The organism is Chryseobacterium arthrosphaerae (assembly GCF_001684965.1).
Taxonomy (GTDB): Bacteria; Bacteroidota; Bacteroidia; order Flavobacteriales; family Weeksellaceae; genus Chryseobacterium; species Chryseobacterium arthrosphaerae.
In genome coordinates this window covers 495,410-509,678 of sequence record NZ_MAYG01000012.1, presented here as the reverse complement: position 1 = coordinate 509,678, position 14,269 = coordinate 495,410, and the positions used below count along the sequence as shown (strand labels likewise).

The window sequence follows — 14,269 nt, the reverse complement described above, 5'->3', positions numbered from 1 at the left end:
AAATATGAAAAGACCGGCTTACGTTACAGATAAAGTTCTAAAACAGTTCATCAAAAATGCTTTGGAAGAAGACATTCAGGATGGTGATCACTCTACCCTTTCCACGATTCCAGCAGACTTGCTGCAAAGCGCTAAGCTTCTGGTGAAACAGGACTGTATCCTGGCAGGTGTGGAGCTGGCTGAAATTATTTTCAAAACTTTTGACAAAGATCTTAAGGTTGAAGTTTTCATCAAAGACGGAACCCCTTGTAAAGTGGGAGATATTGCCCTTATTGTAACCGGAAGTGCCAGATCTATCCTGTCTACAGAAAGATTTGTTCTCAACTGTATGCAGAGAATGAGTGGAATTGCTACCCTTACCCATGACTGGGATTCCAGACTGGTAGGCACAAAGACCAAGCTTTTGGATACCAGAAAGACCACACCGAACTTCAGGGTTTGTGAAAAATGGGCGGTGGCCATAGGAGGCGGTACCAATCACCGATACGGCCTTTACGATATGATCATGCTGAAAGATAACCATATTGATTATAACGGAAGCATTACCAATGCTGTAAAAATGGCAAAGGACTATGTTAAAAAGACCAAGAAAAAGTTAAAAATAGAAGTTGAGACAAGAAATCTTGAGGAAGTTCAGGAAGCGATCAAAGCCAAAGTAGACAGAATCATGCTTGATAATATGGATGTAAAAACGATGAAGCAGGCTGTAGAGATGATCAACGGCTCATGTGAGTCTGAAGCTTCAGGAGGAATTACCCGTGACATGCTGAAAGAAATTGCTTCCACAGGCGTTACCTTTATCTCTGTAGGAGCCCTCACGCACTCGGCTGAGAATATTGATTTGAGTCTCAAAGCAGTGAAATAGCGTTATATTTTTAATAAAAACACCCCCACTTTGTTAAAAATTCAATAACATGACTTTTTTCATATAAAAATTCAATTTTTGCCCATTCTACTGACAATCAAAAGATTAACATTATTAAGACTGATTAAAAATTAACATTGAGTTAATAATAGTTAAAATATATTTTGCGAATTTTGCAGAAAATTAAATCTAATTATTACTAACGATTATGAAATTAATCAACAAAACGATGCTGACTGCAGTAATTACTTTATCTACAGCTAGTATCTATTATGCTCAACAAACTCAGGACACGGTTAAAACCAAGTCTAAAGACATTGAAGAGGTAATCCTAAGAGGTGTAACGGATATCGCTAAAGATAGAAAGACACCGGTAGCAGTCTCTACAATCAAAGCAGCTCAAATTCTTGAAAGACAAGGAAACCAGGAGCTTGTTGAACTATTGAACACAACTCCTTCTGTTTATGCAACAAAAGGTGGAGGTGGTTTTGGAGACTCCCAGCTTACCATGCGTGGTTTCGAATCCAGAAACATTGCAGTAATGGTAAACGGTATGCCTGTTAATGACATGGAAGGAGGTACTGTATACATGTCTAACTGGACAGGTTTATCTGATGTAACAAGTACTATGCAGGTACAAAGAGGACTTGGTTCTTCTAAGCTGGCTATTGCTTCCGTAGGAGGTACAATGAACTTCCTTACAAGAGCTGCTGATATGAAGCAAGGTGGAGCTGTGAGATTAGGTATCGGTAATAACGATTTCTTAAAAACATCTTTTGCTTACAACACCGGAAGATCTGACAACGGTTGGGCTGCATCATTCTTGATGGCAAGACAGGCAGGAGCTACTTATGTACAGAACACAGACTACGAATCATATACTTATTTCTTCGCATTAGGATATCAGCCAAGCAAGAAGCATAACTTACAGTTTATGATGACTTCTTCTCCGCAATGGCACGATCAGAGATCTTATGCTCCAACAATCGGTAACTATATCAAATACAATCCTGATCACGATGGCTCTCCGTACAGACCATACAATAGTGATTTCGGATACTATACTTCAGCAGATGGAAGAAGAACGAACATAGCTAATGCTATGAACTACTATTCCAAGCCTGTAATGATGTTGAACTGGGACTGGACAATCAGTGACAAATCTACTTTAAGTACAGTTGCCTACATGTCTAACGGACGTGGTGGTGGTGCCAGAAACCTTGGTAAAGTTAACAACAAGGGAATGGCCGACTTCTATGATGCAGAAGGACATTATAATTATAATGCAATTTTTGCAGCAAACGGTGCTGTAACTCCTACAGTAGGTATTGCAGGAAACACATTAGTACGTACTTCAAGTGTGAACTCACACAACTGGTACGGAATCTTGATGAACTTCCAGCACAAAATCAATGACAACTGGAATTTCTCCGTAGGTACTGATGACAGATACTACTATGGATACCACTATCAGGTACTTTCTGATTTATATGGAGCTTCAGGTTACACAGATGGGTCCAACAAAAACCTTCCAACAAATAATATTGTTCGTAACACTTATGATTATCAAAAGCTGAACTGGAATCCTTTCGGTGGCTCCAATGCACCAATGGAAGACAGAGTTTCATTCAGTAATGATGGTGAAGTACTTTGGTACAGTGGTTTCGGACAGGTAGAATATTCTACTGAGAAATTAACTGCGTATGTACAGGGATCCGTATCCAACCAGGCATATCAGAGAATTGATGACTTTGTAAAACCAGGATCAACTCAGCAAGGTCAGACTGTTGAAAGAAAAACAGGATTTAAAAACCTATTTGGATTCAATATTAAAGGGGGTGCTAACTATAACATCAACAATAACCATAACGTATTTGCCAATGTTGGGTACTATAGCAAGCAGCCTTTGATGAACTCCGTATATCCAAGTAACCAGCAGGTTGTAAACCCTAACTTAACCAATGAGAAAATCTTCTCTGTAGAATTAGGGTATGGATTCAAAACATCTAACTTCAACGCAAAAGTTAACTTATACAGAACTGAGTGGAAAGACAGATGGTACAGAAGAGGAAGTGTAATTTTCGATAACAACGTCAGAGGTTACTCAGAAATCAGTGGAATTACCCAACTTCACCAGGGGGTAGAAGCTGAAGCAACATACAGATTAAACAAATTCTTAGAATTACAAGGGATGTTCTCTTGGGGAGATTACCAATACAAAGGAAATGCATCAGGATCTAACTTCCAGGATGACAACACTCCAATTGCAACGAACGGATCTAATACATCAACTCTTTATTTAGATAAAGTAAAAGTAGGAGGTACCAACAACAGTATTCCGCAGATGACATCATCATTAGGATTTACAGTAACTCCTGTTACAGATTTAAGAGTGTATGGTAACTGGCAATATGTTGGAAAAATCTATTCTGCAATGAATATGACTGACTTTATGACGCCAGGTAATGAAGCTTTAAAATTACCGGATTTCAACCTGTTCAACATTGGTGCGTCTTATAAAATTAAACTTAAGAACCCAAATCAGTATTTCACACTTGGAGTTAACGTAAACAACCTGTTTGATACTACTTACATCCAGGATGGTGTAACGAACATCAAGGCAACTGATAAAATCAAAGACACTAAAGATCCGGATAACGGTAAAACTTACCTGGAAGCAGGAAGAACTTACAAAGGTATCGCTGACGGAAACAGAGTATTCTTCGGATTCGGAAGAACTTGGTCTACAACCTTATCATTCAACTTCTAATTATCACAATATTAGATTTTCTCAATATCAATCCCGGCTTTGAGCCGGGATTTTTGTTATCTTTGTGTACAAAAAAAATAGATTATGGATTTTTACAAGATTTTGCTTAATGCCCACAAAGGATTCGGGTATCTTGAACTTCTTTTGGTAGCGCTGTTTATCATTGCACTTTTAGCTACCATGTTCGGCTTCAGCGGAAAAGTGAACAAGTTTTTAAAGAAGACCACATTATTCACAATGATCTTCTTTCACGTTCAGTTTTTAATAGGAATCATCATGTTGATCACTAATTTTACCAAAGGATTAAACATGGGAGAAGTAATGAAAAATGCGGCATTGAGATTCCAATATGTTGAACATCCATTCTCTATGCTTATTGCAGCAGTACTGATGACCATTGTCAATAAAAAAGTAAAATCCAATGACACAATCTCTTTAGGGGTAGTGATCATGGGGCTGATCGCAGTAGGTTTATTTGCATTCGCATTCCCTTGGACGAGAGTCTTCGGGGCATAAAACCAGAAAGAAATTATACATTATGCGTTATAATTTATAAATAGTTTAATCTTAAAATTTTAATTTAATCAATGAAAGTAGCTGTAGTAGGTTCAACAGGAATGGTTGGACAAGTTATGCTGAAAGTTTTGGAGGAGAGAAACTTCCCTGTAACAGAATTAATTCCGGTAGCATCCGAAAAATCTGTAGGTAAGAAGGTGAAGTATAAACAGAAGGAATTTACGATTGTAAGCATGAAGGACGCTATAGCTGCCAAACCGGATATTGCTATTTTCTCTGCCGGAGGTTCTACTTCTCTTGAATTTGCCCCTTTATTTGCAGAAGCAGGAGTAACAGTGATCGATAATTCTTCTGCATGGAGAATGGATCCTGACAAAAAATTAGTAGTTCCTGAGATCAATGCCGATGTATTGACCAAAGAAGACAAGATCATCGCAAATCCGAACTGTTCTACCATTCAGTTGGTAATGGTCTTAGGGCCTTTGAACAAAAAATATGATTTAAAAAGAGTTATTGTTTCTACTTACCAGTCTGTAACAGGAACAGGTAAGGCAGCTGTAGATCAGTTGAATTCTGAGATCAGCGGCGATGATTCCACTGCAAAGGTATATCCTTATCAGATCTTCAAAAATGCATTGCCACACTGCGATGTATTTGCTGATGACGATTACACCAAAGAAGAGATCAAACTGATGAAAGAACCTAAGAAAATTTTAGGGGACGATACCTTCAATCTGACGGCAACCGCTGTAAGAGTTCCGGTACAGGGAGGTCACTCTGAAAGTGTAAACATCGAATTTGAAAATGAATTCGAACTGGATGAAGTAAGAAAAATCTTATCTGAAACTCCGGGAGTAATCGTAATGGATGATGTGAAAAACAACCACTACCCTATGCCGCTGTATTCCGAAGGAAAAGATGAAGTATTTGTAGGAAGAATCAGACGGGACCTGTCGCAGCCGAAAACGCTCAACCTCTGGATCGTAGCAGACAACCTGAGGAAAGGAGCAGCAACCAACGCTGTACAAATTGCAGAATACCTTGTAGCAAACAACTTAGTATAAACTAACAAAATAAAAAGAGTCTCAAAATTGAGATTCTTTTTTTTATCAAACTGACATATGAACACCCGGAAAAATACCCATCAAGATAAAATAGGATTTCAAAAGCTCATCGCTGCCTTTGGAGTCATTCTATTCATCGGAAAGATTATTGCCTGGAGACTCACCAATTCCGATGCTGTATTTTCTGATGCCATGGAGAGTATCGTGAATGTCATCAGTGCATTCATGGGCCTTTATTCACTTCATCTGGCAGCAAAACCAAAAGATGAAGACCATCCTTACGGCCACGGAAAAGTAGAATTCGTTACTTCGGGAATTGAAGGAGCACTTATCGCTATTGCCGGTATTATGATTATCTACGAGGGGATCCACAGCCTTATCGTTGGGAAAACCCTAAGCAAAATAGACCTGGGGATATGGATCATTACCGCTACAGCAATCATCAACTATTTATTGGGCTATATTTCCATAAAAAAAGGAGAAAAAGAAAACTCTCTGGTGCTTATTTCCTCCGGAAAACACCTACAGTCTGATACCATTACCACCCTTGGTGTGGTAGGCAGTTTAGTGGTCGTTTATTTTACTAAAATCTATTGGCTGGATTCGGTGGTTGCTCTCGTTTTCGGGCTTTATATTATTTTTGTAGGGTATAAGATCGTCCGTAAATCATTAAGCGGTATTATGGATGAGCAGGACCCGGAAATACTCAACCAGGTCATCAGAATCCTGGAAGAAAACAGACATACGGAATGGATTGATGTGCATAATATGAAGATCCAGCAGTTTGGAGCCAACCTTCATATTGATGCCCATATTACTCTTCCCTGGTATTATGATCTTCGGGATGCTCATGGTGAAATGGAAAAGGTAATCCTTCTCCTCGCCAACAACATCAAGAGAAATATCGAATTCAATTTCCATATGGACGACTGTAAACCTATCTCATGCCCGGTATGTCAGATTAAAGACTGCCCGGTCCGGGAAAAGGATTTCGTCAAGCGTGTAGAATGGACGCCGGAAAATGTGACGAGTGTGGATAAGCATACTATAGAATAGAATAAAATATTACACTGTGAAAATAACAATGGTTATTACTGATGAAAAATTCTCATTCAAAAATAAAAGAGAGTCTTATAAACGTAACAAAATAATTTCTCTATTTTTCCAACCTCAAAGTCCTGTAAATTTTGCAGGACTTTTATATTCATTTGAAATGTAAGGCCTTATTAATTTCTATAAGATTATTTCCGTTATTTCTCATATTCACCTGAAATTTTTTTAATATTGTTTTAGGGCTCAAAGTAGAAACATTTCCTTTATCATCACCCACTACATATTTAACCCCACTACTTTTCACTTCATAGAAAGGATCATCATAATAGCTTTGCATTATCTTTTGAAAGTCCGGCCAATTTATTTTTTTCCCGGACGGTGAAACAAAAAAATCATTGCCTTTTACTTGCTTTAACTGTACTAAACTGAAATCATAGTCTAAACGGGAATCAGATATTTTAACAATCAAACCAGGTAAACCATTAAAAATATAAGGTCCATCCTGAAGGTTTATGGAATCCGTAAACCAGGCTGTCCAACGTCTGCCTCCGTAATCTAGCTCAGCTTTTTGACAATACAAATCGCCAATTTTTTGCTTTTCATTTATAACTTTCCATTCTAATCTATCTTCAACAGGTATAAAAAATCTGGTTCTCATCGTCGGAGTAATAATTACTTTCTGTATTTCTTTTGTTTCCAAATCTTTTTTAGCAAATAAATCTGTGAAGAAAAGCATTCCTCTACCTAAACCTAAGCCAGTCTTTTGTACTAATGAATCGGACTTCTTTTGTAATTCTGATCTGAAAATAGATTTCTTTCCATTGATATCCAAATAAAACTGACTGGTTATCAAACTATCTTTATTTTGATTTTGTCTGAATTTTAATTCATATATACAGGTCACACTCTGACAATGCAACCCATTCATGATAAAAATAAATAAGCAGATAATATATTTTTTCATATCCAATTTCGATAGCTATTCAATTATAATATAACTAATGCAGAACTTCAGTTATATTTTGCTACAGACATTTCAGACAAGCAGAGGTAACTGTTCCATCCGCCGCTGTTGTACTCCATACTCCACAGGTAAGCCCATATTGTTCGCAAAAACCATTTCCCGGCGTACAGGCATCCGAACAACCAAACCCTCCGCCATAATTAGGGCGAAGTCTGCTCCCTATGATCCTTTTAAGATTTTTTCTGTCAAGCTTTTTTAAATTTTTCATTACTCATGATTTTATCAATTAAACATATCACGAATATATGAATTAAAATCTGAATATATTAAAAAAACATAGTTTAATCAACTGATTTTCAATAATTTAATTAAATTCAAATATATCATTAATGATTAAAGAAAATCTAATGAAAATCAATATTTAAAATCACTTTATGAATAAAGAAAATTCAGTATTATTTTTGAGATATCTGCCTTCTGTAATAAAACATAGGAACAATCAGCAGGATGATCAGAGGCTGAATTACAAATCGCCTCATATAAAAGGAAAAAAGATATCCTATGCTGAAATGATCATTTATACAGTAAAGATAGATAGGGAAAGCGATGGCAAACACAATGATCATCATGACTGCCCCCTGAATCGTCCACTCCTTACTTTTAAACAGTCCATATATAATCATGCAGGAAAACAAGAGGTTTAAAGCAAATCTGAACAGATGTCCTCCGATCAGTCTGCCCCATTCAAATGCTGGAACATCAATATTCTGATTCGCTTCATGGAAGTAATTAAGAAAAGGATCGTAAAAAAGAGTGTCTTCAAAGATCCTGACACTTACCAGACCACAGAGTCCTGCGATAACAAGAAGGATATTAAGAATTTTCATGTTTTAAAGCAAAAAATTTAATCCAGATCATCCAAAGCAGCACAACACATCCATAGATTACGGCGGGAAAAATATAATCATGGAAAGATTTACCATACTCTTTATAATCCGCCATCACAATATTGAGCCCTGCAATTCTCAGAAGGTTCATAACATACAGCAGGACCAATCCGGCCAAAACAAAAAGAAACGTTTTGCTTCCTTTATAGAACGCAAAAACAAATGAAACAAACAGGATCATCACAGAAACAGCATTACATCCTTCCACCATTCTCGTTACGTACTGTTTTTTCACATAGAACCATACCTGCCCGTTCTCTACATCATTATACAACTGTGTAGGATAGCCCATAAAATTTTGCAGATAGCTTACCTGATTTGCGATCAGGCCGGAAAAAGGATCCAGTCCGGAATCTTTTCCACTGTTCAGGTAAAACTGATACCCAAAAAGCAACACCAGGTAAATGATGATAAAACGAAGCAAAATTCCTAAAACCGGCTTAAAATCCTTAAACATATTACAAATATAAAAATTAGCCCGCAAACTCAATTGATTTTGAGCAACGAAAGCCTATATTTAAATCACAAAAAAGGGAAAGCAATGATTACGGATTCATAAACCAGCCTGTTTGGTATTTATAAAAAGTTCATTCTTTCTCACCTTTTTAAACTCTATGTACGTCCTGTTTCCAACTCATGTGAAATTAGTATATTTGTTTCCATATTATGACTTCTGAAAACGCAAAACGATTTTTCGAAAACCATTTAGGGAAGGAATCGACCGAATTCATCACACTAGCTCAAAGCGGCTCTGCGAGAGTCAATTTTCTGGCCTCTGCCGGTTCTGATAAATACATCGTCACTTATAATGAAAACATTCCGGAGAATGAAAGTTTCCTTTATTATTCCGGGGTATTTTCTGATCTTAATCTGAACACGCCCCGTATCCTGGCTGTTTCTGAAGACAGAAAGATGTATGTACAGGAATTTTTGGGAAAACATACCCTTTCCGAAGTAATTACCAGAGAAAATGTATCGGATCTTGTACGGTCTCTCGTACAGCAAACTCTGGAAAAGCTCTTCCGTCTGCAGATGGAAACCCTGGGGAAAATAGATTTTTCCAAAACATTTGAATATGAAGCTTATGATGAACTTCCTGTTATTCATGATCTTTATTATTTTAAAAACTTCATTGCAGATGTTCTGGAACTTGAATATAACAAATCTGCTCTTCTGAAAGAATTCAGACAGATTGCCAGCCTTATTGAAAGCCTGCAACCTACAGGAATTATGATCCGTGATTTTCAGGCCAGAAACATTATGGTCAACGAAAAAAATGAAGTTTCGTTTATCGATTATCAGTCCGCAATGAAAGGACCTTTGATGTATGATGTGATTTCTTTTCTTTTCCAGGCCAAAGCCAATTTCCCTGAAGATTTTAAAAACAGAATGTTGGATTTTTACATTCAATTATTTGAAAACCAGGAAACCAGAACTAAACTAAAAGAATCGGTTAAACCAATTCAGATGATGAGATTCCTGCAGGTCTTAGGTGCATACGGCTTCAGGGGACTGATCCAGAGAAAACAGCACTTCGTGGCAAGTCTTGAAAAAGGAATTCAGAATATCACAGATTTTGCAGCTTCATGGGAAGACATGAAAAATTATCCTGAACTGACCAAAGTAATCGGGCAACTGACTTCAAAGAAGACAACATTAAAAATTGAGGAAATATTAAATAATTAACTTTTGTCTCTGCTTGAACAGGCAATAATAAAATCTTAACTTACCTTAAAAACTTAAAATACCTTAATGGTTAAAAAATAAAAAAGAAGAAATGCTACACATCGACATACACAGTTTTTCGTACAAAAAAGGAGGAATACCAAAAGATCACTCAGGAAACGGAGGCGGATTCGCATTTGACTGCAGGGGAATTTTAAATCCGGGAAGAATTGAGGAATATAAAAGCCAGACCGGAAATGATATTGGTGTACAGGAATTCCTGGAAACCAAAACCGAAATGCCTAAATTCCTGGAACTGGTAAAATCTCTGATATCGATCAATATTGATGATTATTTAGCCAGAGGATTTGAAAATCTGCAGATTAATTTCGGATGTACAGGCGGGCAACACAGATCTGTATATTCTGCAATAAAAATTGCTGAATTCATCAAAGAAAAATATCCTGAAGGAACGGAAGTTACCATCCATCATGATGAACAACCACAACTGAACATCAGTAATCAGTAATGAGCAATAAGTAATTTCACACACGTATCACTCATTACCTATCACTTATTACCCATAATATATGAAGGCTCTAATTTTCGCTGCCGGAAAAGGCACCAGGCTTAAACCTTTTACAGACCATCATCCGAAAGCACTGGCAAAGGTAAATGATGTTCCTCTTCTTGAAAGAAATATTCATTATCTGAAAAGCTTCGGAATCACAGATTTTGTGATCAATATTCATCATTTTGGCAGTCAGATTGTTGATTTTCTAAATAAAAATGATAATTTCGGATGCAGGATTGAAATCTCCGATGAAACAGAAGAACTCCTGGAAACAGGCGGAGGCTTGATTTTTGCAAGAAAGTTTCTTGATCACGGTGAAGATTTCCTGATTATGAATGCTGATATTTTAACCAATATAAATATCAATGCATTAGTAGAATATCATAAAAAGATAAAAGATTTTGCTACTTTAGCAGTTTCAGACAGAGAAAGTTCAAGAAAACTCCTTTTCAATGATGATATGGTTTTGAGGGGCTGGCTGAATGTACAGACGGGAGAACAACGGCTTGCTGAGTTCAACAAAGGCTTTAAAGCTCTTGCATTCAGTGGTGTTCATTGTATCAATCCTGTGATCTTCGAAAAAATAAAACGGACAGGCAAATTTTCTATTATGGAAGAATATCTTGACCTGATGCAGACCGAGCATATCCACGGTTTTGTACATCAGGATATTCTTATAGATGTAGGGAGACCGGAATCTGTAATAGAAGCCGAAAAATATTTTAAATAATTTTGCAATGGAAATTGATGGTACCAGGGATGAAAGTTTAGTAAATCCGGAATTTGATATTAACGAAACAAAACTGCACAATAGTTTCAGACAAAAAACCTGGGACGAGACAATCACCAAAGACAGCTGGATGGTCTTCAAGATCATGGCTGAATTTGTGGATGGCTATGAAAAACTGGCTAAAATCGGACCCTGTGTTTCTATATTCGGATCAGCCCGCCTGAAGCCGGAAAACAAATATTATGAAATGGCAGTAGAAATTGCTGAAAAGATTACCAAATTAGGTTTCGGAATTATTACCGGAGGTGGTCCCGGAATTATGGAAGCCGGAAACAAAGGCGCTTTCAATGCAAAAGGTAAATCTATTGGCCTTAATATCGACCTTCCTTTTGAGCAGCATTTCAATCCTTATATCAATAAATCCTATTCCATGAATTTCGATTACTTTTTCGTGAGAAAAGTAATGTTTGTAAAATATTCCCAGGGATTCGTAGTAATGCCGGGAGGCTTTGGAACGCTGGATGAGCTTACTGAAGCGATGACGCTTATTCAGACCAATAAAATCGGTAAGTTTCCGATTGTACTGGTAGGAAGTGAATTCTGGAGCGGTTTACTGGAATGGTTCAAAGCAACCCTGCTGAAAGAAGGCATGATTGCTGAAGATGATCTTGATCTTTATCGTGTGGTAGATACTGCTGATGAGGCAGTAGCACATATTAAAGCCTTTTACGATAAGTATTCTGTGAATGTTAATTTTTAATTGGCATATTATTTGTGACTTATAACTAGCAAGTATGATTGTAAATCTATTAATTAAGATGAAAAAACTTTTATATATATCAGGAATTTTAACATTTTTTGTGTTAATGAGTTTTATGTATGTAGACTTTTTCTCTTCAATGACCAAAGTGGACTATATTGATGGAAGCAAGACATTGAAGTTTACCACAAAAATGAATACAAGCCATATCTCTGATGCCATAAAAATCAATCCGAACACAGCCGGATTTGAAGCAGAAGTGAAAAAATATGTGAACAATAATTTTGATGTATTTGTCAATGGTGCTCCCAAAACAATTACCTTCACGGGAAGTCAGGTCAGCGGAGAAACTGTATGGGTATATTTCGAGACCGGAGGGGTTTCGGATATCAATACCTTAAAGATTAAAAATACGATCCTTTTAAGCGCTTTTCCTAAGCAGATCAATCTGGTAAGCGTTGCTTACAAAGGCAGCCAGAAAATGATGAACTTCCAAAGAGGAAAAGAAGTGAACGAAGTATCTTTTTAAACAAAACAATTGAAATAATACAACCACTGCAGATGCGGTGGTTTTTGTTTTTCTAAACACTTCCAAAGCCGGAGTTCCACAAAAGAATCCAGGATGCAGCTCACTGATATCAAAATCATCCAAAAAGAGTATATCATATAGGCATGACTGACCTCAAAAACAGTATATAAGCCTAACTCTCTGATTGAAATACAGTTTTGATCACATTTCCCCAATCCCAGAAATTTTGCACCTGTATGGATTCATCCGTATAAGTAGAATGCAGGACGAAAAATATCCCATCTTAACTGCAAATTCTCTCTTAAAAACGGTTATTAAAAAATAAAATCAGGCAGCTTTTACAAGCTGCCTGATCTATATTTAAAGTATATCAGAAATACTATTTTATCTCAACTCAGATAAGAATTACTCAATTTTGATGTTATCAACCTGAATATCGTAATTTCCTCCTGTACCTGTTTTGATGGCAAACATATCTTTACCGGCGGTTACGTTAACGTCTGTAAGACCTGTAAGCGTAAGCTCAACCAGTCTCCATTGTCCGCTTGTATTGATAGATCCTGTATAGGAGTTAGCACTTTCTACACCTAAAGTAGCACCTGTAGAGAATGTACCTAAGTTAAATACATAGAAACCTCCACCTGCTTTATATACGTTGAAAGAAAGGGATTTCCCTGTTGCAGTACCTTTGATACGCATTGTGATTCTCTTCGGTGTAGCAGGAATTCCAGCAGCAGCAAGTGATGTAAATACATAATCATTACCTGCAGGGATTCCTTTAAGCTGAAGGGAATTTGAATTGTTATATCCTAAACCAATCCCTTGAGTTGCATAAGGCTTAAGTCCGAAACTGTTTACACTGGATAAAAAAGCTGCCCAATCTTCAAAATCAGATCCTGCAAACAGATTTACAGCGTTCGCAGCCGGAGCCTCAGGTTCACCTGGGTTAAATCTTGGATTAGGGAAGTTCATATCATAAAGATCTCTGATATAAGCCTGTTCTGTAAACGTTGGAGCTGTTGGGTTACTTGGGCTCGTATAACGGCTTAAAAGAAGAACGATATCACCACTGTTGGCATATTTAGGAGAGATAGGAGATTTGGCAAAAGTAGCAAAGTTACTGAAACGAAGGTCTAATCTTGCTGCTTTTTTATCTACGATATAACGGTCTCCTGTACCTGAATCATCAGCAAAGTTTTTCGTTAACTCTGGATCTTCAAACTGAACGTTTTTAATTTTTACAAGCTGGTTGATGTGAGCTCCGTTTTTAAGAGCATCAGCAATAGAGTTGAATTCAAGTGGCTTGATTGTAGCTACCACAGGTCTTTGCCCATCACAAACTCTGGCAATATAATTGGAAACTTTATTAGGATTGATTCTTCCTACAGAATAGTTCGGATCATAAGAACCTACTTTGATATTACCGTTAGAAGCCTGAACGATAAGTCCTTTCAGGTTAATTCTCACTAAAGATCCTGTTGGGAAATCAAGATACTGGTTTCCTCCGTCAATATCAATTTCAATACCTTGTGTAGGATTTTCAGGCTTATCCTGAAGGAACATCATTTTGTAAATGTTTCCGGACTCATCGCTTGAAGTAACATAAGCATCTACGATGAAATCATCTTTAATGATATCAGCCTCCGTTGGCTTAGGCTTAGCGATTGTTGCCAACTCAGATAACTGGTGATTGGAAGCTGCAAACTTGTTGGTACATTTGATCTCCGGAACGTCGTAATCATCGGTCTTTACACAAGACGAGAACGTCAGCATTGAAAGGGCACTGAATATAGCCGCTTTAAAATATATATTTTTCATTGTTGTCAATTTTT

At 37.1% G+C, this 14,269-nt stretch carries 15 protein-coding genes; 10 read left to right on the top strand and 5 right to left on the bottom strand.

Translation table 11 applies throughout. The features are described from left to right. The first annotated feature begins 4 nt into the window (after window positions 1–4). The 5 genes from nadC (at window position 5) to BBI00_RS17675 (ending at window position 6,271) form a co-directional block, all read left to right on the top strand. A complete protein-coding gene (nadC, locus tag BBI00_RS17695; RefSeq protein WP_065400423.1) occupies window positions 5–865 on the top strand; it encodes a carboxylating nicotinate-nucleotide diphosphorylase in 861 nt (286 codons plus the stop codon). Between the two features lie 208 nt (window positions 866–1,073). Beyond that, window positions 1,074–3,635 carry a TonB-dependent receptor gene (locus BBI00_RS17690; protein ID WP_065400181.1) on the top strand — a complete coding sequence of 854 codons (2,562 nt, stop codon included), beginning with the start codon at window positions 1,074–1,076 and terminating at the stop codon, window positions 3,633–3,635. Window positions 3,636–3,719: 84 nt separating this feature from the next. Further along, window positions 3,720–4,151 carry a hypothetical protein gene (locus BBI00_RS17685; RefSeq protein WP_065400180.1) on the top strand — a complete coding sequence of 144 codons (432 nt, stop codon included), beginning with the start codon at window positions 3,720–3,722 and terminating at the stop codon, window positions 4,149–4,151. Between the two features lie 71 nt (window positions 4,152–4,222). Next, the gene (locus BBI00_RS17680) at window positions 4,223–5,215 is read left to right on the top strand and encodes an aspartate-semialdehyde dehydrogenase (RefSeq protein ID WP_065400179.1); all 993 of its coding nucleotides are present in this window, start codon (window positions 4,223–4,225) and stop codon (window positions 5,213–5,215) included. A gap of 57 nt (window positions 5,216–5,272) precedes the next feature. Next, on the top strand, window positions 5,273–6,271 hold the full coding sequence (locus BBI00_RS17675) for a cation diffusion facilitator family transporter (RefSeq protein ID WP_065400178.1): 999 nt from the start codon (window positions 5,273–5,275) through the stop codon (window positions 6,269–6,271). A 148-nt stretch (window positions 6,272–6,419) separates the two neighbouring features. On the opposite strand, the gene BBI00_RS17670 is transcribed toward BBI00_RS17675, so the two are convergent. The 4 genes from BBI00_RS17670 to xrtF all read right to left on the bottom strand — a co-directional run bounded on the left by BBI00_RS17670 (window position 6,420) and on the right by xrtF (window position 8,636). Continuing rightward, window positions 6,420–7,232 carry a GLPGLI family protein gene (locus BBI00_RS17670; RefSeq protein WP_083988565.1) on the bottom strand — a complete coding sequence of 271 codons (813 nt, stop codon included), beginning with the start codon at window positions 7,230–7,232 and terminating at the stop codon, window positions 6,420–6,422. Between the two features lie 61 nt (window positions 7,233–7,293). After that, window positions 7,294–7,500 carry a bacteriocin-like protein gene (locus BBI00_RS23135; protein ID WP_123902315.1) on the bottom strand — a complete coding sequence of 69 codons (207 nt, stop codon included), beginning with the start codon at window positions 7,498–7,500 and terminating at the stop codon, window positions 7,294–7,296. Window positions 7,501–7,687: 187 nt separating this feature from the next. Beyond that, complete coding sequence (locus tag BBI00_RS17665; RefSeq protein WP_065400176.1) at window positions 7,688–8,119, bottom strand: exosortase F system-associated membrane protein; 432 nt, start codon at window positions 8,117–8,119, stop codon at window positions 7,688–7,690. Then, the gene (gene xrtF, locus BBI00_RS17660) at window positions 8,106–8,636 is read right to left on the bottom strand and encodes an exosortase family protein XrtF (protein WP_065400175.1); all 531 of its coding nucleotides are present in this window, start codon (window positions 8,634–8,636) and stop codon (window positions 8,106–8,108) included. Before xrtF ends, BBI00_RS17665 begins: the two co-directional genes overlap by 14 nt. Before the next feature lie 209 nt (window positions 8,637–8,845). On the opposite strand from xrtF, the gene BBI00_RS17655 reads away from it, so the two are divergent. The 5 genes from BBI00_RS17655 (at window position 8,846) to BBI00_RS17635 (ending at window position 12,437) form a co-directional block, all read left to right on the top strand. Next, entirely contained in the window at window positions 8,846–9,865 is a 1,020-nt protein-coding gene (locus BBI00_RS17655; RefSeq protein ID WP_065400174.1) for an aminoglycoside phosphotransferase family protein, read from the top strand. Window positions 9,866–9,956: 91 nt separating this feature from the next. After that, on the top strand, window positions 9,957–10,373 hold the full coding sequence (locus BBI00_RS17650) for a RapZ C-terminal domain-containing protein (protein ID WP_065400173.1): 417 nt from the start codon (window positions 9,957–9,959) through the stop codon (window positions 10,371–10,373). A 61-nt stretch (window positions 10,374–10,434) separates the two neighbouring features. Beyond that, window positions 10,435–11,148: a nucleotidyltransferase family protein gene (locus BBI00_RS17645; protein ID WP_065400172.1), complete on the top strand. Its 714-nt coding sequence runs from the start codon at window positions 10,435–10,437 to the stop codon at window positions 11,146–11,148. 7 nt (window positions 11,149–11,155) lie between these two features. Then, window positions 11,156–11,908: an LOG family protein gene (locus BBI00_RS17640; protein ID WP_065400171.1), complete on the top strand. Its 753-nt coding sequence runs from the start codon at window positions 11,156–11,158 to the stop codon at window positions 11,906–11,908. A gap of 106 nt (window positions 11,909–12,014) precedes the next feature. After that, complete coding sequence (locus BBI00_RS17635; protein ID WP_317040182.1) at window positions 12,015–12,437, top strand: DUF6702 family protein; 423 nt, start codon at window positions 12,015–12,017, stop codon at window positions 12,435–12,437. A gap of 405 nt (window positions 12,438–12,842) precedes the next feature. Here the strand turns inward: BBI00_RS17635 and BBI00_RS17630 are convergent, their stop codons facing one another. Next, window positions 12,843–14,255: a DUF5689 domain-containing protein gene (locus tag BBI00_RS17630; RefSeq protein ID WP_065400169.1), complete on the bottom strand. Its 1,413-nt coding sequence runs from the start codon at window positions 14,253–14,255 to the stop codon at window positions 12,843–12,845. Window positions 14,256–14,269: the final 14 nt, after the last annotated feature.

Excerpts from the sequence above, each read along its gene's own strand:
- nadC (WP_065400423.1), top strand. The coding sequence starts at position 5 with ATGAAAAGACCGGCTTACGTTACAGATAAAGTTCTAAAACAGTTCATC.
- BBI00_RS17690 (WP_065400181.1), top strand. The coding sequence starts at position 1,074 with ATGAAATTAATCAACAAAACGATGCTGACTGCAGTAATTACTTTATCT.
- BBI00_RS17685 (WP_065400180.1), top strand. The coding sequence starts at position 3,720 with ATGGATTTTTACAAGATTTTGCTTAATGCCCACAAAGGATTCGGGTAT.
- BBI00_RS17680 (WP_065400179.1), top strand. The coding sequence starts at position 4,223 with ATGAAAGTAGCTGTAGTAGGTTCAACAGGAATGGTTGGACAAGTTATG.
- BBI00_RS17675 (WP_065400178.1), top strand. The coding sequence starts at position 5,273 with ATGAACACCCGGAAAAATACCCATCAAGATAAAATAGGATTTCAAAAG.
- BBI00_RS17670 (WP_083988565.1), bottom strand. The coding sequence starts at position 7,232 with ATGAAAAAATATATTATCTGCTTATTTATTTTTATCATGAATGGGTTG.
- BBI00_RS23135 (WP_123902315.1), bottom strand. The coding sequence starts at position 7,500 with ATGAAAAATTTAAAAAAGCTTGACAGAAAAAATCTTAAAAGGATCATA.
- BBI00_RS17665 (WP_065400176.1), bottom strand. The coding sequence starts at position 8,119 with ATGAAAATTCTTAATATCCTTCTTGTTATCGCAGGACTCTGTGGTCTG.
- xrtF (WP_065400175.1), bottom strand. The coding sequence starts at position 8,636 with ATGTTTAAGGATTTTAAGCCGGTTTTAGGAATTTTGCTTCGTTTTATC.
- BBI00_RS17655 (WP_065400174.1), top strand. The coding sequence starts at position 8,846 with ATGACTTCTGAAAACGCAAAACGATTTTTCGAAAACCATTTAGGGAAG.
- BBI00_RS17650 (WP_065400173.1), top strand. The coding sequence starts at position 9,957 with ATGCTACACATCGACATACACAGTTTTTCGTACAAAAAAGGAGGAATA.
- BBI00_RS17645 (WP_065400172.1), top strand. The coding sequence starts at position 10,435 with ATGAAGGCTCTAATTTTCGCTGCCGGAAAAGGCACCAGGCTTAAACCT.
- BBI00_RS17640 (WP_065400171.1), top strand. The coding sequence starts at position 11,156 with ATGGAAATTGATGGTACCAGGGATGAAAGTTTAGTAAATCCGGAATTT.
- BBI00_RS17635 (WP_317040182.1), top strand. The coding sequence starts at position 12,015 with ATGAGTTTTATGTATGTAGACTTTTTCTCTTCAATGACCAAAGTGGAC.
- BBI00_RS17630 (WP_065400169.1), bottom strand. The coding sequence starts at position 14,255 with ATGAAAAATATATATTTTAAAGCGGCTATATTCAGTGCCCTTTCAATG.